General features: G+C 44.3%; 21 protein-coding genes and 1 riboswitch. Of the genes, 9 read left to right on the top strand and 12 right to left on the bottom strand.

Annotation, left to right across the window (positions count from 1 at the left end; all coding sequences use genetic code 11):
* The 3 genes from AC1DWN_RS13610 to AC1DWN_RS13600 form a co-directional block, all read right to left on the bottom strand.
* On the bottom strand, window positions 1–363 hold a 363-nt coding region (locus AC1DWN_RS13610; RefSeq protein ID WP_477559439.1), incomplete at its 3' end, for an anti-sigma factor family protein.
* Entirely contained in the window at window positions 360–815 is a 456-nt protein-coding gene (locus AC1DWN_RS13605) for an RNA polymerase sigma factor (RefSeq protein WP_477559438.1), read from the bottom strand. The genes AC1DWN_RS13605 and AC1DWN_RS13610, both read right to left, overlap by 4 nt.
* A 922-nt stretch (window positions 816–1,737) precedes the next feature.
* Complete coding sequence (locus tag AC1DWN_RS13600; RefSeq protein WP_477559437.1) at window positions 1,738–2,259, bottom strand: YwhD family protein; 522 nt, start codon at window positions 2,257–2,259, stop codon at window positions 1,738–1,740.
* Between the two features lie 108 nt (window positions 2,260–2,367).
* Here AC1DWN_RS13600 and AC1DWN_RS13595 point away from each other — a divergent pair, with 108 nt between their 5' ends.
* From AC1DWN_RS13595 to AC1DWN_RS13580, 4 genes are all read left to right on the top strand, one after another.
* Window positions 2,368–4,377 (top strand): M1 family metallopeptidase, encoded by a 2,010-nt coding sequence (locus tag AC1DWN_RS13595; protein ID WP_477559436.1) that lies wholly within the window; start codon window positions 2,368–2,370, stop codon window positions 4,375–4,377.
* 27 nt (window positions 4,378–4,404) lie between these two features.
* On the top strand, window positions 4,405–5,214 hold the full coding sequence (locus AC1DWN_RS13590) for a hypothetical protein (protein WP_477559435.1): 810 nt from the start codon (window positions 4,405–4,407) through the stop codon (window positions 5,212–5,214).
* A 350-nt stretch (window positions 5,215–5,564) separates the two neighbouring features.
* A riboswitch (cyclic di-AMP (ydaO/yuaA leader) is annotated at window positions 5,565–5,715 on the top strand.
* Window positions 5,716–5,718: 3 nt separating this feature from the next.
* The gene (locus AC1DWN_RS13585; protein ID WP_477559434.1) at window positions 5,719–6,195 is read left to right on the top strand and encodes a C40 family peptidase; all 477 of its coding nucleotides are present in this window, start codon (window positions 5,719–5,721) and stop codon (window positions 6,193–6,195) included.
* A 162-nt stretch (window positions 6,196–6,357) separates the two neighbouring features.
* The gene (locus tag AC1DWN_RS13580; RefSeq protein ID WP_477559433.1) at window positions 6,358–7,704 is read left to right on the top strand and encodes a cryptochrome/photolyase family protein; all 1,347 of its coding nucleotides are present in this window, start codon (window positions 6,358–6,360) and stop codon (window positions 7,702–7,704) included.
* Window positions 7,705–7,878: 174 nt separating this feature from the next.
* Here the strand turns inward: AC1DWN_RS13580 and AC1DWN_RS13575 are convergent, their stop codons facing one another.
* Window positions 7,879–9,129, bottom strand: a complete 1,251-nt coding sequence (locus AC1DWN_RS13575) for an MFS transporter (RefSeq protein WP_477559432.1) — start codon at window positions 9,127–9,129, stop codon at window positions 7,879–7,881.
* A gap of 111 nt (window positions 9,130–9,240) precedes the next feature.
* On the opposite strand from AC1DWN_RS13575, the gene AC1DWN_RS13570 reads away from it, so the two are divergent.
* Window positions 9,241–9,765, top strand: a complete 525-nt coding sequence (locus AC1DWN_RS13570; protein ID WP_477559431.1) for a GNAT family N-acetyltransferase — start codon at window positions 9,241–9,243, stop codon at window positions 9,763–9,765.
* On the opposite strand, the gene AC1DWN_RS13565 is transcribed toward AC1DWN_RS13570, so the two are convergent.
* From AC1DWN_RS13565 to AC1DWN_RS13550, 4 genes are read right to left on the bottom strand one after another with little or no spacing between them, the layout of a single operon-like run.
* Complete coding sequence (locus AC1DWN_RS13565) at window positions 9,762–10,202, bottom strand: EAL-associated domain-containing protein (protein WP_477559430.1); 441 nt, start codon at window positions 10,200–10,202, stop codon at window positions 9,762–9,764. The two genes, AC1DWN_RS13570 and AC1DWN_RS13565, sit on opposite strands and share 4 nt — an antisense overlap.
* Before the next feature lie 6 nt (window positions 10,203–10,208).
* A complete protein-coding gene (locus AC1DWN_RS13560) occupies window positions 10,209–10,499 on the bottom strand; it encodes an EAL domain-containing protein (protein WP_477559441.1) in 291 nt (96 codons plus the stop codon).
* A 9-nt stretch (window positions 10,500–10,508) separates the two neighbouring features.
* The gene (locus AC1DWN_RS13555) at window positions 10,509–10,682 is read right to left on the bottom strand and encodes a hypothetical protein (protein WP_477559429.1); all 174 of its coding nucleotides are present in this window, start codon (window positions 10,680–10,682) and stop codon (window positions 10,509–10,511) included.
* Between the two features lie 18 nt (window positions 10,683–10,700).
* Entirely contained in the window at window positions 10,701–10,994 is a 294-nt protein-coding gene (locus tag AC1DWN_RS13550; RefSeq protein ID WP_477559428.1) for a hypothetical protein, read from the bottom strand.
* A gap of 181 nt (window positions 10,995–11,175) precedes the next feature.
* Here AC1DWN_RS13550 and motA point away from each other — a divergent pair, with 181 nt between their 5' ends.
* Together motA and motB are read left to right on the top strand one after the other, a co-directional pair.
* Complete coding sequence (gene motA, locus AC1DWN_RS13545; RefSeq protein WP_477559440.1) at window positions 11,176–11,976, top strand: flagellar motor stator protein MotA; 801 nt, start codon at window positions 11,176–11,178, stop codon at window positions 11,974–11,976.
* Window positions 11,960–12,784, top strand: a complete 825-nt coding sequence (gene motB, locus AC1DWN_RS13540; protein WP_477559427.1) for a flagellar motor protein MotB — start codon at window positions 11,960–11,962, stop codon at window positions 12,782–12,784. Before motA ends, motB begins: the two co-directional genes overlap by 17 nt.
* Window positions 12,785–12,864: 80 nt before the next feature.
* Here motB and rluF read toward each other — a convergent pair whose 3' ends face one another.
* The 3 genes from rluF to AC1DWN_RS13525 are packed head-to-tail and all read right to left on the bottom strand — an operon-like array spanning window position 12,865 to window position 16,231.
* Window positions 12,865–13,566: a 23S rRNA pseudouridine(2604) synthase RluF gene (gene rluF / locus AC1DWN_RS13535; RefSeq protein ID WP_477559426.1), complete on the bottom strand. Its 702-nt coding sequence runs from the start codon at window positions 13,564–13,566 to the stop codon at window positions 12,865–12,867.
* Between the two features lie 7 nt (window positions 13,567–13,573).
* A complete protein-coding gene (locus AC1DWN_RS13530) occupies window positions 13,574–14,362 on the bottom strand; it encodes an NAD-dependent epimerase/dehydratase family protein (RefSeq protein ID WP_477559425.1) in 789 nt (262 codons plus the stop codon).
* Window positions 14,363–14,407: 45 nt separating this feature from the next.
* Window positions 14,408–16,231 (bottom strand): ATP-binding protein, encoded by a 1,824-nt coding sequence (locus tag AC1DWN_RS13525; protein WP_477559424.1) that lies wholly within the window; start codon window positions 16,229–16,231, stop codon window positions 14,408–14,410.
* Between the two features lie 256 nt (window positions 16,232–16,487).
* On the opposite strand from AC1DWN_RS13525, the gene tadA reads away from it, so the two are divergent.
* Window positions 16,488–16,952 (top strand): tRNA adenosine(34) deaminase TadA, encoded by a 465-nt coding sequence (tadA, locus tag AC1DWN_RS13520; RefSeq protein WP_477559423.1) that lies wholly within the window; start codon window positions 16,488–16,490, stop codon window positions 16,950–16,952.
* A 5-nt stretch (window positions 16,953–16,957) separates the two neighbouring features.
* Here tadA and AC1DWN_RS13515 read toward each other — a convergent pair whose 3' ends face one another.
* Window positions 16,958–17,185 carry a Spo0E family sporulation regulatory protein-aspartic acid phosphatase gene (locus tag AC1DWN_RS13515; protein ID WP_477559422.1) on the bottom strand — a complete coding sequence of 76 codons (228 nt, stop codon included), beginning with the start codon at window positions 17,183–17,185 and terminating at the stop codon, window positions 16,958–16,960.
* 361 nt (window positions 17,186–17,546) lie between these two features.
* Here AC1DWN_RS13515 and AC1DWN_RS13510 point away from each other — a divergent pair, with 361 nt between their 5' ends.
* Window positions 17,547–18,734 (top strand): carboxylate--amine ligase, encoded by a 1,188-nt coding sequence (locus AC1DWN_RS13510; protein ID WP_477559421.1) that lies wholly within the window; start codon window positions 17,547–17,549, stop codon window positions 18,732–18,734.
* Window positions 18,735–18,739: the final 5 nt, after the last annotated feature.

The following is an 18,739-nucleotide window of genomic DNA, read 5'->3' as shown; positions in this document are numbered from 1 at the left end:
ATTGTCCTGCATCTCGCTTTCACTATGCAGCTGTGCTATAACTCGATGCTCCAGCAGCTTCATGTCCGGCAGTGCGGGTCGTTGTTCGTTCATTTCGTTCTGAAAGTCATCCATATTTTCTATAAACGGGGCATCTAGATTATGTTCTGCTGTATCAACAGCTGCCATAAGCAGCTGCAGGCACTGCTCACACTCGGCTAACTGGTCATCCACTTGCTCTCTTTCCGCATCAGTAAGCGAGCCGTCTAAGTATCGATTCATTTGTTCAAAAGAGGTATGTGTATGATTTCCGGATCTAATTTCTTCGGTTACACTATTTACGTTCAACGAGCTGATATTTTTTTCGCTATTTTCTGCATTCATTCGAAGTCCTCCTTTCGCCAATTACGCTTCATCCAGCTTCGCGCTCGATATAGTCTCGACTCTACGCTCTTGCGCTCCAGCCCCGTCTCAGCCGCGATCTGCTCGTAAGACTTATCTTCCATATAATAAGCAGTTACGACCTCCCGATAGTTGGCCGGCAGCTGCTCTACCTGCTCCCGCAGCTGTCGCCGATCCTCTCGCTCCATAACTACCGTCTCTGCAGCAGGCATCCCTGGAGGGTCACCTGGAGGCCTCTCTGCCAGCGTTACTTCATTCCCTGACAGGTCAACTGGTCTACGCGCTTTGCTTCGCTTAAAATCGATTGATCGATTGACGGCAATTCGCGTAATCCACGTCTTTAGTCCGTCTAATCGGCACTCTGGGAGGGAGCGGTATATTTGCAGCAGCACTTCCTGCGTTACATCCTCCGCGTCATGCGGTGAATGCAGCACGGCATAGACGGTTCTATATATATAGGGACCATAAGCCTGTACAAACGGTCGATAATGCTCGGGCCCGCCGCTCTGTACCGCCTTGATCCAATCCTCGTCTTGTATGTCGCTCCCCCCCTTCCCGATATAATAGACGACAGCCGTCTCCTCAAACCCTGCACTTTTTCAAAAAAACTTTTATTTTTTTCTCTTCACGTCAGTTGATAGTTCCATATAAGGGATCAAAAATCCAGTAAGCTTTATTCAGATCAGCTATCAGTTGGGACATTAAATAGGACATACGTTAAGACAATAGGTGGGGCATTAGACTAACTATTAGTTAGCATGAGAATCAAACCATTGGTTAATCCACTAATTATCCCAGTTAACAGGGCTTCCGCACCGCGTGCAGCTCCCATCGCGAAGTGGGGCAATACGCACTGGGACTCTGAGCTAATTAAGTTCATGCCATGAAACTAATGCGAATATATCCGGAATAAATCCTAATTAGCTTCAGTATTTAAAGCTAATCCGCAGAATGATCCCCATTAGTCGAGCTAACCCAGCAATTAGGTTCATCAAATGATACTAAATCATACATCCTTCCTTGATTGGATCATTTAATTTCATATATTGAAACTAAGCAGGCATGGCTCGTGGTAACGGACATAGGATACCTTATTTGTGACAAATCGCCCTATTTGGGGATGTTTATGGACATCAGATCCGTTATTTGTACGAAAAGGATATTATTGCGGATATAGTTTCCCTCTATCTAAACGTAAAAAACCTCATCAATCGCAAGACTAATCTCGCGAAGATGAGGTCCTCTCCCTTAACCGACTTACGCCTCTATTTTTTTGCTTCCTTCATATTCACTGCTTCCTTCATTCCCTCTATACCCCAAACAGCTTACGCTGCTTGTATCGCGTACCAAGACTTCCTAGACGCTCAAAGCATCCTTAAGCTCTGCTGGGGAACGATCCCACCACTCTTGATTGTGCTCAACGAGCAGCTTGCGAAGCGCCGCTCTATCCACATCGCCGAGCTCCGTCAGGTTATAACGACGCTTAAGCGATTGATCAAGCTTGTTCACGTGATCAGCGAGGATTTTCCACCCGCGGCGCGCTTCTGTGTCGATCAGCATTTCGCATGCTGTTGCGCCCGCATAGTAGGAGCCTTCTTCATTACGGTCGACTGCGACCCACACGATCCAGCATTGGCGGCCATTTGGCGTATCCTCTTTGTTTGTTGAAAACTTAATGCCTCTTTCGATTTTGCTCTTCGCGTGCATAGCTCCTACATCGATATAAGCAACACCTTCATCAATCATAACACACGATACTGCGCTCAAATCGATCGCTCCAGCTCCAAAGCCTTTATGTTTTTTGCTGCTCACAACGTTGAGCGACAGTGATTTCTTTTCCTTTTTTTCCGGTTGAACCGGTTGTTCTTGTTCGTCCATCTTGCGTAATCACACCTTCCCCATACATTAATTACATTTTAGCTAATAATCATCGAAAAGCAAACATATACATGCTTTAGATGCTTGTCAACGGGAGGGAAACGTTCAATGACTCCACGCAATGTCAAAAGATTTTTACTAGTTGTACTCGCAGTCGTCTTGCTCGGCCTATCTGTGCAGAACGGTTTCGGGAATGCTTGGCAATCCCAATATACATACGCTTTCGCCCCTACTGCCAAAACCAGTTCCGCGCCTGTTCAAAAATCGGCCAAGCAGCCTGTCGTGCAAGAACCAAATACGGTCATGACGCCAAAATCGCAAGCGCTCAGCAAACGAGTCGTTGAGTATCATATCAACGTCCAGCTAAGTGACGATGCGCGCTATGTAACAGGCGATCAAATCGTAACATGGAACAATCCAGGCGAAAAAACAGTGTCCGAGCTATATTTCCACCTGTATCCCAATGCATTTCGTTCGGATAAAACGACGTTTATGCGTGAATCAGGCGGAAAGCTGCGTCAGGATAAAGCAACGACCAATAGCAACGGCTATATGGACCTGCTGACACTGGAAACATTAGAAGGCGAGAGCCTGCTCCCTCGTCTGCATTACGTACAGCCCGATGATGGCAACGAAAATGATTTTACGTTAGCTAAGCTCCGCCTTCCCGAACCTGTCGCACCGGGTAAATCAGTTACACTTCGTATGAGCTTTGAGGTGAAGATGCCTGAGGTATTCGCACGGATGGGCTATTCCGGCAATTTCGCTATGGCAGGGCAATGGTTTCCAAAGCTGGCTGTGTACGAAACTGTTGGCACCCGCGGTCGAACAACAGAAGGCTGGAACGCGCATCAATACCATGGCAACTCCGAATTTTATAGCGACTTTGGCATCTACAGCGTTCGAATTAAGGTACCAGAGACGTACACAGTTGCCGCAACCGGATTTCAGACGAAGCCTATCGAGATCAAAGATCAAGCAAAGTTTTATCAATTTTATGCGGAGGATGTTCATGACTTTGCTTGGGCGGCATCACCAGATTTCGTCTATGAAGAGGATGCTTTCTCAGACAAGGGTATTCCTGGTGTACGAATCAAACTCTACCTTGACCCTTCTCACGCCAAGCTGAAGGATCGCTATATGCATGCAGCCAAATCTGCGCTCTCCAAATACGCACAGTGGTACGGTGAATATCCATATAACACACTCTCCATCATCGTTCCTCCAAAAGGAGCAAATGGTGCAGGCGGCATGGAGTACCCAACACTCATAACTGCCTTTGCAGCAGAGAACGACAACCCAGGTTACGATCTGGAGCGGACGGTCGTGCACGAGATTGGACACCAATACTGGTATGGCATGATCGCCTCTAATGAATTCGAGGAAGCTTGGCTCGATGAAGGCTTCACTTCCTATGCTGAGGATAAGGTGATGGAGACTGCCTATGGGGTGGAAGCAAACCTGCCAGTAGAAGCCAGTTATATGACTGACCCTGCTCCGCTCAAGCAATATTCTTGGTCTTACGGCAGCCACAGTCAATACGCCGAAAATGTATATATGAGAGCAAAGCTCGTTCTTATCGGCATTGAGAAACAAATAGGCACGCCATTGATGCAGCGGGTTTTACGGACTTATTTTCAAAAATATAAATTCAAGCATCCTTCTACTGCCGACTTCCAGCGCGTTGTCGAGCAGGTAACGAAAACGAAGTGGCATGATTACTTCAATCAATACGTTTATCACAACCAAATGGCCGATTTTGCTGTAGAAGCGATCCAAGTAAAGCCAGTTAAGCAGGATGGCGTACAAATGTACGAATCAACCGTTCTCATTAAAAAATATGGTGGTATCAACGGTTCGATTCCAATTACTATGCAGTTCAAAGACGGCATGACCGTAACAAAGCAATGGAATGCAGACAGCTCTCATATTCAATATAAGCAGGTTCACACTGCTCCACTTGTATGGGCCGTCGTCGATCCAGAACACAGAAATGTACTAGACAACAAGCTGATCAACAACTATATGCAAGCGCAGTTGCCTGATGAAACACGCACAAGGTGGAGCCTCGGCGTTTCGAAATTGATTGAAGGGCTGCTTGGGTCATTCAGCTGGTAAGTATATGGGTTCAAGGAGCGATAAAAGATGAAGATATATATGAAGCAAGGCTGGTCCCTGGCAGTCAAACATTTTTATCTCGTGATCTTACTTTTTCTGTATCAATTGCTTTGGGGGTTCTTTCTGTACCGTTTTATTGATTCTGTCGTAGCGCCGCTATTACGACGTTTCCCCAGCGCTTCTCCATCTGATAACGCCGTTCAGCTGTTCATGACAGAAGCCCAGTTTCAGCTAATCAAAACGGATCTGGTGTCTCCCTACTTATGGATGCTTGGTGGACTGTTCGCCATTCGGATGCTGCTGACACCTTTGTTCAATGCCGGACTATTCTATTCTCTGCACCAAGCCAGAAGTAACGGCAGCACCCGTTTCCTTGAAGGCATTAAGAAGGCCTGGAAGCCCGTTCTGCTCTTATACTGGGTGGAAACTGTACTTACGTTAGCTCCTGCTTGGTGGCTGCTGCCACGCGCCTTCGGTTCCTTTTTGCATAGCGGCTCGGTACCCAATCTACTACAAACGATGCTTCCTAGTACCGTAATATGGATTCTATGGGCAACAGTGCTTCATCTGCTTTTTCTAGCGATGCAATTCGGTGCTGTATCAGGCGAGGGCGTGTTCCGCTACTTATGGCATTCCATCAAAAACTTCCTTACCTATGCTTCCATCTCGTTGATCATGTGGGCTATCGGTGCAGGAATTGGACTCGTCGTTACAAGTCTATCGCTAATCTGGGCCGGACTGTTCGCACTCATCCTACATCAAGGCTATAACCTAGTACGCACGCTTATGAAGGTATGGACGATCGCAACGCAGTACGATTCCTTGCAAATGAAATAACTAGTTATTAGAGCCTCCCTTTCTGCGCTGCAGCGTAGGTTGAGAGGCTTTTTAGTATGAAAATTTTCTAATCTTTCAATGTAAAACCGCGTAGAATCGTGCTTTCTAGCTATTTCAACTTGTCCATGCAGCAAAGGAGCTACCGGTCTATTCGGTATATTTTAAGGAGTGTATACATAATTAATGAAATTGAGTTATTCCTTTTTAGTTAGAAAGAACTACTCAAAGATGTTTATATTACATGAAAAATGTTTAAACGAACCTTTTAGTCAGAAAGTTCCATGAGAATTATTAGAAATTAACAGTAAAGGCAGGAGATCAATGAAAATAATCGAATAATTCTTCAAAGCAATACAAACCTGCCAAATTCCCTAACGGGAAACGGGGGAACCACTTTGGGTGAATTGATTCCGACGTCTGACTCGTTCAGCGCCTGAGGAATCATAGGGAACCTTCAACCGAACCCCACAGCTAACCTCGTCGGCACTGGAAGGAGCTTTACAATTGAAGAAGATTAGCGCATTACTTTTAGGTTTAGTACTCATCCTTACTTTTCAAGCGGGAAGCGTTTTCGCAGACTCCAAACTAGACGGATATATCAATGATGTTATTGGTAGCCCGTACAAAGGTGGAGGAAATACGTCGAAAGGCTTCGATTGTTCCGGTTTTACTACCTATGTGTTCGATAAAATGGGCGTGGATCTTCCCCGTACATCTACATCCCAAGGTAAGTCAGGCAAGAAGGTCGCTAAAGCAGACCTAATTGCGGGAGATCTCGTGTTCTTCGACACGTCTGGCGGCAATAATGGCGCTATATCCCATGTTGGCATTTATATTGGAGATGGTAAGTTTGCACACGCCTCCACATCCAGAGGGGTAGTAACAGACAAACTTGACTCCTCTTATTATGAGAAACGTTTCGTGACAGCACGTCGTGTGATGTCAATGGACACTTTCGAGAAATTTGCTGACGAACAATAAAGTAGAGTAAGCACCCTTCTACCTAGGATGCTACAGTAAGTTCTTACAGCCAAGCCGCAGTAGTTTGTCCTTGTCGACAAACCACATGCGGCTTTGTTGTTTCTATTTCACTGATGAGTGGGATAAGCTTATAACCTGCTGCTTTGAAGGGAGCTATATCCGATGTATTTATTTATTCATCGCAAGGACTTGCGCGTTTCCGATCTCCGCGCATTTGATTATTTACGCACTAAGAATACAATGGGCATCCATTTACTTATATTAGATCCGATTTTAACAGGTGAAGGTCAGCTCACAAGCCATAGTGGACGTAATTTCATTGGCCAAGCAGCCTCCTTATTGCATAGCTACTCCGAAGCTCAGAAAGAATTGCATGTTTTATACGGCGATCCAGTAGAGATCGTAGAGGCGCTGCTGCAACAGCATTCCATTGATGAGATTATCGTGCATGCAGACTATACCCCCTACTCCCGCAGCCGCGATGAGAGGCTGCAGCAAGCCGCGTTTAAGCTAGGCAGTCGCTGGTTGTCTATTGAGGATGCGTCGCTTGCTGATTTAGAGAGCTTTCAAGCTTTTGCTAGACGCTCTGAACCCTACAAAGTATTTACGCCATTCTACCGAATGTGGAGCAGCTACATGCTGCAAAGTTATACCCCTATGGGCACAGCAACCATTCACGACCTTACTACGTTATGTGAAATAAGTGGAAGTATCTCATCCCGCTTCTCCTTGCCTAATCATGCCTCTTGTGCGCTTGGTGAGTCGACGGCCGGATATGGCCCCGCTAAATCCACTGGCAAGCTGGATCGATTTGTTCGAGAACGATTAGCCATCTATGCGAATAGCCGTGATGCTTACGCTGAAGAGCAATCGAGCGGTCTCTCTCGTTTCTTGAATACGGGAGCTATTTCAGCACGTCAAGCCTATGAGACCACGCTTGGATTGCCAGGCGCGGACGCATGGCTTAGGCAGCTGGCATGGCGTGACTTTTATTTATATCAAGCTAAGTATCATGACCAGTTTTTCCGTTATGAGCATCTATTTGATTTTTCTGCTCTATCGAGCGACAGCTTCCATGCATGGGCTGCCGGTGCGACCGGCATACCTATTATCGATGCCGCAATGACTCAGCTTAACCGGACGGGCGAGCTCCCGAATCGACTGCGGATGGTAACTGCGATGTTTTTGACCAAAAACCTGCTATGTCCTTTTACACTGGGCGAACAGTATTTCCGATTGCACTTAAATGATTATGATAATACCCTCAATCGAGGCGGCTGGCTTTGGTGCTCATCCCTCGGTTATGATGCGGCACCTTATTTTCGTATTATGAATCCTGCAACACAGTCAGAGACACACGATCCCTCCGGAAGCTATATTCGGCGCTGGATGCCACACCTCGCTCATTTGTCAGACAAGGTGATCCACAAACCGCTTAGCAGCGCCATCGTTGATTTGAAAGCATCTAGAGCACRTGCAATTGACGTCTACAAAACCATTTTAAATTAGCTCCGTGCCAAAAAATCGTAAAAGACATTCGCCGTCCTTGGCTGCGTAAGCTCTTTCACGGTGAAATATTAAAAACCTTCACAGCCGCTTAGTTATTAAGCAGTCGTGAAGGTTTTTTTTAAAAAAACTATGATTTACTTATATATTTATATATTTATTCATTCGTTCAATTGCTTACTTCTGTATAGCAACCTCCATCAGCCGCTGTGACTGCCTTTTTCCAAGTACAAGCATAGCTACCAGCATAACGAGCATCAGGAAAACGAACACGCTAATGTACCATAACGTCGTTTGTACATTGTACTGATCCATAAACCAGCCTGTCAGCCTTGGAAAAAGAGCACCGCCTAAGCCGCCAAATGCCACCAGCAAACTCGTTGTTCGTTCCGTCATACCCGGGATGAGTATATTCGCATATACAAGCGCAACCCCGAATAGACCGGAGAACAACAAACCGCTAAGTCCAATAAGTACCAACATCCAGCTGAGCTCGCCCATTAATGACATGAGCAGAAATACGACAGACGCCCCTGCCATTGCTAAGAATAAGTAACGAGAGTAACCCATTCGCTCAGCCAGCATCCCTGAGAACAGACGCCCTAGAACCATTGATCCCCAAAAAATACTCAAAGCTGCTGCGGCATTTGCTTCTCCTACCCCAGATCGAACGATTAGAATGGATGGCAAGTAGTTGGAGAAACTCATCTCCATACCGACGTAGAACATAAAAAATAAAGCTGATAGTAGAAGAAAAGGTAAGGCGTGGCGCGGATAGCCAAAAAATACTGACCTGTCCGCTGCAGGGGCATGAAGTGATGCTTCTTCCCCTTTAACGCTATCACTTCGATTCCTCTCCTTCGGTATGTAGCCAAGCTGATCATCCAGCTCGTCGAAAGATAGCGTCAGCCAAAGCACGAACGTTATGCCGGACATCGCAGCTATAATAGGAAAAGCAACCTGCCACGCGTTCTCATGAATTAAATACGCTGCCGCAATCGGAATAACTAAGGCGCCAACGCCAAAAAAAGTTTCCAAACGGCTCATTGCCGTTGCTTTTCCGTTTTTAGTCATATCTATAATCATAGCTCCGACTACAGCCTCTGTCATACCAAATCCAAAACCAGCGAACAAGGCAATACTAAGCATCCATCCCCATGGCAATAAAAGACTGTACGCCGCTTCACTCAACATAAGCAAGCCAATAGCTACAAACACTGCACCTCTCTTGCCTAATCTCGATGTGATCGAGGGAGCGAGCATAACCCCTACCAGAAACCCGAGGAACTGATTCATAATCCATTGTCCGCCGTCCTTGTAGGTCAATCCATAATGCTCAATCAACTGCTCCAATACGGTTCCGCCCACTACATGCGCAATTCCGATAATTAAGTAGGACAAGCAGCCTAACCAAATTAGCTTTCTCATTCCATGAATCCCCTTATATGCGTACGTCCTATTATATCTATCTGTTATAATAAATCTGTTTGGCCCTTGTTACACAAAATGAATAGAATTCCAACCGGAGGTATGCCATTCGTGACACACGATTTTAGCTCCACCTATTATAAACGACATCCGCTTGCTATGACTATACATCCTTTAGATACTTCTCATGCCATTCAAATATGTGAATGGGTCTACGATCCGCCCTTTCACATTTATCAATGGCCGTCTTGGCAGCAAATGAAAGAGGACGGGATCGAATTTGGCGATTCCGTCCTCCGTGAAAAGCAATATGCCGCCGTTCTGGATAGCCAGTTCGGTTTAATTGGCTTTGCTCAGTTTTTCCCAATTACAGGTGTAACTAGACTTGGGTTAGGCCTACGACCCGATCTATGTGGCCAAGGGCTAGGACCCGCTTTCACCGAACTAATCATCCGTGAAGCACGCCGACGTTCACCCCAGAACGAAATCGATCTTGAAGTGTTAGTCTGGAACACACGGGCAATCCGTGCATATGAGCAGGTTGGCTTCCACATTACAGATACGTATTCACGTTCAACGCCTACTGGCATCGCTGAATGCCACTGCATGGTTCTTGAGCTCGCAAGTGACTGTTAAAGATGCTGCGCTCCACGCACTGTAACCTTCAAGTCCTCAAAAAACAAAAGGCCTGGAGCAACTAACACCGATACTGTTCTGATCGAAGCATGTGAATCCAGGTCGGTATATGCACGTGACACAGTTGCAAGGCGGCTTTCGTTAAGCTGAACTAAATTAGGAACAAAGTAGGGTCGCCAGCTCCAGTTGGCGCCTCGGAATTGTTCTTCACGCCGCCACTTATCACCCTGCTCACGGCAGTAATTAGAAGACAACTGAATGCCTTCATCGTTACATAAGTATACGCGAATACAATCATCGTCAAGCTGCGACAGAAGCTCCTCAATCCATTCATCCACTCGCTCTGGATAACCGCCAGTCTGAACGTTCTCAATAAGCTGTTCAGCGAGTTTGTCCGCCTGTCTCTGCCAATCCTCGCGTGTCTCCACGCCCTCCACGAGCAGCTAAGCTCCTATTTGCTCTGCTAATTCTGAGAAGGAGCGCAGCACGCCAAAATAACCATCGTGCGTCGCGCTTTTCTTGATCATATGAATATCTATTTTGAGCAAATTAGGTTGGATTTGTGCGATTCGGTCCATGTTGCTGAATCCGCTGCCTACATCATCTATGGCAACTAAGCAGCCTCTTACCCGGTAAATATCCACAACCGTCCGCAGTCTCTCCATCGAGCCTAGAAAGCTTTCCTCTGTTATCTCAATTACAATGCGCCGCGGATCAATCCCATATTTGTTGATGTGATCATCTTACGATACCGCTTCATCGCCAAAGAAAGGGCCAAGGCTGCGAATCAAATCGCCTTTAACAGCTCTTCCCAGCACTTCGTAACCCATGATCCTTCTAGTATCCATCGCAATAATAGGTTGATAAAAAGCGGCTAATATTTCACCGTCAAGACCAAGCGCATCGGGCAGCATCATAGTTTGGCACTTACTCAGTTAGACCAACCTGATCAGTTGGGTCGTTTTATCGTCTTGTGAAACTTCAATAACGTGATGCTTACTGTTATACGTGACAAACCCAATGCCCACTGCAATTACCGGATTTTCTCCGAGACCAAAAAACACATCATCCGCTAATGCTTCCAACACTTCATGACGATCGTCGGCAGGCAGCACGGCCCACTCTTCTTCTTCCATTTCAAAAAAAGTATAGCAATTCTCAATTTCCGCTACCGCTACTGTTAAATCCTTCAAAATATCTACATATTCTCGCGCATGTTTTACACCCATTTGATTAGAACCACCTTTAATTTCGTCATTTTTGTAATCTTCTCCCTACTATTTTACCGCATTTTCATCTTTTTAACGTCTTCATCTTCAAAAGGTTTCTTTTACTCTAATCTCAGAATACCCATTTGACGATAATAAGAGAAGTAGATAAATGTCGAAAATGTAATGGACGGGGTGTATGATGAAAAATTCTACAATTATAGGACTTGTACTTGGTGTTGTCGCTGTATTAGGAGGGATGGTTTTAAAAGGAGCACACCTCTCGGCTCTTTTGAATCCTGCCGCATTTATGATTATCATATTAGGCACGGTAGCCTGTATTATGATCGCCTTTCCCATGTCGGAGCTTTCCAAACTAGGCAAGCTTTTTAAAATGGTATTCACTGAACAAAAACTGCCTCAGCGTGACGCACTTATTCAAAGCTTCATGGAGTGGGCTTCCATTACACGTCGTGAAGGATTACTAGCTCTTGAAGCTAAGGTTGATGAAATTGAAGATACATTCCTACGGAATGGTATGCGTATGATTATTGATGGCAACGATCAGGACTTCGTGCGTGATGTCCTGCTAGAGGATATTGCGGCAACAGAGGATCGCCATAAGGCTGGGGCACTCATTTTCACACAAGCAGGTACTTATGCGCCAACGCTCGGGGTACTTGGAGCCGTGGTCGGTTTGGTCGCGGCGCTTGCCGATATGAGTGATATGACAAAGCTTGCTCACGCCATTGCTGGAGCATTCATTGCCACACTACTTGGTATATTCACAGGTTACGTACTTTGGCACCCGATCTCTAATAAGCTGAAGCGTATGTCCAAACAAGAAATACAAATTCGTTTGATGATGGTCGAAGGCCTACTTTCTATCCAATCCGGTGTATCTACAATTGCTATTAATCAGAAGCTATCTGTCTTCCTTACGCCGACGGAAAGACTGAAGCTTAAGGAGAAGGAGGAAGGGGCCGTTGAGCAGAAAGCATAGACACGAGGAACACGAAGAGCATGTCGACGAATCATGGCTGCTTCCATATGCCGACCTGCTAACTCTAATGCTAGCACTCTTTATTGTTTTGTACTCTATGAATTCCGTCGATGTGAAGAAATTCGAAGATATGTCACAAGCATTCAGTATCGCGCTCAGCAATGGCAGCGGTGTTCTCGAAAACACCAGCGTAGTGAAAACAGGTGAAGATCACGAGAAAAAACTAGAAGACATCGGCAGTCAAGGCGACAAAAAGGAGCGAGAAGAGAAAAAGGCGGCGGAAGCCCGAGCAGCAATTGAGGAGCAAGAGCATAAGAAGCTGGATGATCTTAAGAAAAAGGTCGATGCCTATATCGAGAAGAACGGCCTGACATCCGAGCTGGAAACGAAGCTTAATCTATCACAGCTTATGATTACAATTAGTGATAATGCATTGTTCGCTCCTGCTCAAGCAACGGTGAAGCCGGAATCCAAAGCGCTTGCTATCGCTATCAGCAAGATGCTGCAGCAGTACCCTGAATATGAGGTTATCGTATCTGGACACACGGATACCACGCCAATATCTAATGCTTCCTTTAAATCGAACTGGGATTTAAGTTCCATGCGGGCTATTCGCTTTATGGATATATTGCTTGAGAATAAAAAGTTAAATCCAGAACGCTTCAGCGCAATTGGATATGGTGAATATCGTCCCGTTGCAGAGAACAAAACCGCCCAAGGTAAAGCCAAAAACCGTCGTGTAGAAGTGAATATCATTAACACCTACATCGACGATACAAACACCCAGAAGCTGCCTGTTACGAAGTAACGAATAACAAAATGCCCTACATCGAATCGCTCACAGCGTCGGTTTAGGGCATTTCTTGTTCGATAGCTACTCATCACTACTCATACTGGCTTATAGCCTAATGTCTGAAACAGTGTCTCTTTCTCTTCCTCTGTCAAATCTCTCCACTTTCCAAGCGCCAACCCGCCAAGCTTTATGTTCATGATCCGCAACCGCTGAAGCTTCCTCACATGATAGCCAAACGCTTCACACATTCTTCTAATTTGCCGATTACGCCCCTCTGTCAGCACAATTCGAAAACTACGGTCCGTCACTCTCGTTATTTGGCAAGGCAATGTCATACTTCCAAGAATATGCACTCCGCTCGACATTCCTTGCACAAAAGCAGCTGTAACAGGCTTATCTACCGTTACAATATATTCTTTCTCATGCTTCCCTTCCGAACGCAATATCGGATTAACTACATCGCCGTCATTCGTGAGCAGAATTAAACCATCAGAGTCCTTGTCCAGCCTGCCTATTGGAAAAATACGTTCTTCATGCCCGACAAAATCAACGATGTTTCCTTTAATATGCAGCTCTGTAGTACTCGTAATTCCTACTGGCTTATTCAGCGCAATGTACACATGACGCTTCTGCTCGCCAATTCTTTGTCCATGGACACGGACGTCATCTCCAAGCTCCGCTTGACTCCCCAGCACCGCTGTAACCCCGTTAATCATTACGTGACCAGCATCCACCAGCTTATCCGCTTCACGCCTTGAGCAATATCCCGTTTCACTTATGAACTTATTAATTCTCACAGCTGTTTCACCTCGTTGAATGTACTGCCAAATTGGCAATTTCATGTGATACATAATATTTAACACTTGCTGCTTGGCTCGTTGATTGTATAGACTTCTTCATCAAGCTCTGACTTACAGCTTGAATCATACCTCGAGCAACATCTTCGCCTTTAATGGGTCGATACTTACGCAAAGGCCCTACCATAGTAAACTGTAAACCTTTGAAGACCCATCCGCCAATTGACTCGCCCATTCGCATATTCCGTCTTTGTCCAAGCAATAAAGACGGCTGAAAGATATGTACCATCGGCAGCTTCAGGCTAGCTAGCGACTCCTCCAGCTCTCCCTTGACTCTACTGTAGAAAAACTTGGAGGCTGTCGAAGCTCCCATAGCGGTAATGACAGCGTAATGAGAAGCACCATTACGCTTTGCCCATCGTGCTAAAGCAAGTGGGTATTCATAATCCACTTCGCGGAATGCTTCTCGTGTCTTAGCCGCTTTAATTGTCGTCCCTAGCGTGCAATATACCACATCGGCGTTGACATCCTCTAATGATTGATCCAAATCATCAAATAAGGTAATAATTACTTTAAGCTTATTTAAACGATGAGCTCGTCCCGACTCCATAAAATCGAGCGGGCGCCTTGTAAGCACGGTAATCTGTCTTACCATAGGATCCTCCATGAGCTGCACAAGCAATGCCGAACCGACTAGACCCGTTGCCCCAGCCAGCAAACAAGTGTAGCCTGCCTGGTCTGTTACTGCAATTGGTACGTTTGGGTCAATTCCTTCTCGGCTAGAGTGGCTTCCCATATCCGATTCCTCCTTTTATATCTCTACCTGAAACTCCGTATCTGCCTATCCCACCAGTATACCGTCTCCTTGTGATTCTTTCAAAGCCGGAAGAAGGATATGTACAGTTGTACCGACATTAACCTGACTTTGAATATCCATCGTTCCACGATGGCTGTTAATGATGCGCTGGCTAATCATAATGCCAAGACCTGTCCCTGTCTCCTTGCCTGTAAAAAAGGGATCACCGATCTTCGGAATCATATCTTCCGGAATACCTATGCCTTCATCCGTTACCTTTATGGAAATATGATCCCGTCTGTGGGACGCTTGGATATGGATCAGCCCGCCGCTAGGCATAGCTTCTATTGCGTTTTTCAACAAATTAATAAATACCTGCTTCAATTGATTCTCTTCACACAAAAGTAGACATTCGTCTTCTGTAAAAAATACACGGAACTCTATATTATGCAGCAGCGCCTCACTATTAAGCAACGAAATGACATCCTGCAGCACATTTCGGGCATCCTTTGTTATGAACTTAGTAGCTTGAGGCTTAGCCAAAATGAGAAATTCTCCAACAATAAAGTTAATGCGGTCAAGCTCAGACAGCATCAGGGTTACATGTGATTGAGACAACTTATTACTCTCCTGCTGAAGCTGAAGAAACCCTCTTAATGTCGTAAGTGGATTACGAATTTCATGAGCTACCCCAGCAGCCAATTGCCCGACGGTTGTAAGCTTCTCTGACCTGCGCAGCAGCTCCTCCATTTTATTTCGGCTGCGCATATCCCGCGATATACTCGCGAACGCTCGTATCGTTCCGTCCGTATCACGTATAGAAGAAAGCGTTACACTTACCGGTATCAGCTCGCCAGCCTTCGTAACACGCATCGCTTCCTGCGTAGGAAGTGCTTTGCCCGCCAGCAATTGGTTTTGCATACTTCGCATCTCTTGTTTATAAGAGCTCGGTAGAATCGGATCTATAAGACCAATGACATCCTCTTGATCATAGCCAAACAGCGTCTCAAAAGCACGATTCACCTGAATAACTTTGCCTTCAAGATCAATTAGGTGAATAGCATCATTCGTATGATTGATAAAGGACTCCAGATGATCCTTCATGCGCCTGTTTTCTTCAAATGCTTTGCGCAGCTTGTCCATGTAAATACTTAAATTCTGTGACATTGCATTAATCTTTAGCGCCAGTAATCCAAACTCGTCCTTACGCTTTATTCGAATCGGTTGATGAAACCTCGCTGAGGAAACCTCATTGACTTTCCATAAAACATCTTTTAAAGGCTTAATCATTGCGCCTACCAGCCAATAGCTTATAATGAGCACCAGCAGTATACTTATGCTGGTATAAAAAAAAGTATGGTCTCGGCTCTCATCTATTAGATTCTTAACTCTTGCTCCATCATATAAGATGCTTATTGTTAGATTATCAAATTGCTCGAGCTTATAGTAGCTCCTATAATATTCATTTTCATCAATTTTAAAATGACGAAGAACAAATTGCTCATTCTTCGTTCCTTTTATAATGTTATAGTCACTCGCATCCAAATAATTGTACGTTCCATAGCGAACAGTCGATGTTGCTTGATCAAATATAGTTATTTCCTTTATATTTGCATTTAATGATTTTACAATGTCAAAGATATGCTCAGGGCCCCAGTAACCATCTTCCAACTGATCCGGAGTTGTTTCCAATCGATTCTCATAGTCCGTAAAAAATTGTGTTACATGTATCGATGTATCTTCCATCTCAATTTTTATTTGTTTTCGTATATTTTTGATCATATAATTTTCGTTCAAAATATTGTAAATGATGAAAAACGTCAATACAATTAACGTAATCAAGACAGAGAACTTCATCTTAATTGACATTGAACGACACATCCTTTGGCTCGGTGATCATATTCAATCCATACTTATGTCCTGATTTGATATCCAACATAAGCTAACAACAAAACTAAGTTATTAACATGTTGTACACATTATGCACAAAAATTGTGCACAGACCTTAATAATATGTGGGTAGATATGTGTATATCAGCATAGTTATCCACAGTTTTATCCACCACCTGTTAACAACAGAATATTTGTTCGTTGTATAATGACTATAGAAAAGAGGTTATTCCATATGATTAGAGAGCTTGAAGATCAAAACTGGATGCTGGAAGCCATCGCCGAAGCGAACAAAGCCGAGCAAATCGGAGAAGTTCCTATCGGGGCTGTCATTGTTAGAAATAATGAAATCATTGGCAGAGGTTATAATCTAAGGGAAACCACTCATGATCCAACTGCACACGCCGAAATAATAGCCATTCGCGATGCTTGTGAACGTATAGGTGCTTGGAGATTATTAGACTGTACGCTTTACGTTACACTAGAGCCTTGTCCGATGTGTGCCGGCGCACTCGTTCAGTCCCGCATTAAACGTGTCGTTTACGGAACTACGGATCCAAAGGCAGGCTGCGCTGGAACACTTATGAATTTACTGCAAGAGCCCCGTTTCAATCACGAAACGGAGCTCACTAGCGGTGTTCTTATGTCTGAATGCGCATCACTGTTAACACAATTTTTCCGTCGACTTCGAAATCGATAGTAACTTTACATATTGTCGCGACGTATAGGAATAAGTGAATTTTCGTTTCGCTGCATATGCTGTAAGGCAACAATAAGTTCATCGGCCTCTTCGCTAATAGCCAGGACGTCGGGATCTGTTAAGCTGCCACGCGCTTCCGCTATTTCATGAAGCTTTAGCCGCAGCGATTGCAATTGTCTAAGCAAATGTTTTTTGTCCATAGCTCGCTTCGGGGCACGCTCCTTATCTAGCACTCGTGTGGTAATGCTCCTATTATACTCTTTGCGATGTAAGGAGTTTGTAAAAAAATGTCGATGAACGTAGATAATTTTCAGGCATAATTCGACATTTGGCTACCACGTCACCCATTTTATAGTACTTTAATACTACTTTGATCTTACCATGAGAATGTTTTGTTATCAAAAATGGATTAAGCAAACAGAATTGTCATTACTAAATAGAAGTAAATAGGGAGTACTTTATTCGCATAAATGGCTGCCATTTTTGAAATAAATCGATTTGTATTATAATAAGCTATGAAGTAAAATTATTAACAACATTACGATAAGAGAGTCAGAATTATTGTTAAATTTAGATAGCGGGATGTGCTTTTTGGTGAAAAATAAAGCAGTAATATTAGGTTGCAATTATTATATTGGTTTAAGCACAATTCGGTGCCTAGGTATCCATCGCGTTCATACTGTCGCTGTTGATTATTCTGCCGTACATAATTATGGCGCTGATTCTAAATATACATCAGAGCGGCTTGTTTCCCCACATTATAAAGAAGACACGAGAGCCTTTATTGATTTCTTGAAAGAGTACGCCCGTCAACAAAGTGCCCCTCCCGTCCTTATTCCTTGTCATGATTCGTATTTGGAAGTTGTCGATGAGTATTTGGAAGAGCTAAGAGAGTATTATCTTATTCCACAGAACGAGCCAGGCATATATACAAGCATGATGAATAAAGAAGTGTTACAGCGCTTGGCATTAGAAAATGGTGTCGCAGTACCTGAGACGGTTCGAGTTAATGAGGATAATTTCTTTGAGAAGATCGATCAAATTATTAAGTATCCATGTATTGTTAAGCCGACCGACTCCCCTTCCTTTGTAGCAAAGTTTAGAAAGAAGCTATTTAAAGTAAACAATCGAGCAGAACTTGAACAAGCTTTAAAAACAGCAAGTGAGGCACGTTTGGAAGTTATCGTTCAACGTATTATTCCGGGCTTTGATGACCATATGTATACTTTCGATGCTTATTTAAACCAAGACTCCAAAGTGACACATTGGGTTACCTGCCAGAAATTTCGCCAATATCCGATCAATTTCGGGGCATCCGTCTATACGGGACAGAAGTATGTGCCCGAATTATTCGACATTGGCGCCCCTTTTCTTGAGAAGATGAAATGGAAGGGCTTTGCTGAAATCGAGTTTAAGAAGGATGCTGAAACAGGAAAATTCTATTTAATTGAGATTAATTGTCGAATTACAAACCTCAACAACCTTTTATATAAAGTCGGCGTTAATATTCCTTACATCACGTATCAAGAGCTGACAGGTAACATTGTACCTCCGCCAAAAGTCGTCAGAGAAGACACGAATCGCGTATTCTGGTACGGATATGAGGATATGCTGGCAATTCGAGGCTATATAAGAACCAAACAGCTTACTGTTGGACAAGTTGTTAAATCTTTATTTAAACCAAAAGCTTATGCGATCTGGAGCTGGAGTGATCCTAAACCGGCTATATCCTTCACAAGCTCGATTATCGGCAAGTTTTTCAAGAAATACTTGGGTAAATAAGGAGG

The organism is Paenibacillus sp. P4_A7 (genome assembly GCF_056402455.1).
The sequence above is the reverse complement of the archived record's forward strand: the minus strand, read 5'-3'. Positions and strand labels throughout refer to the sequence as shown.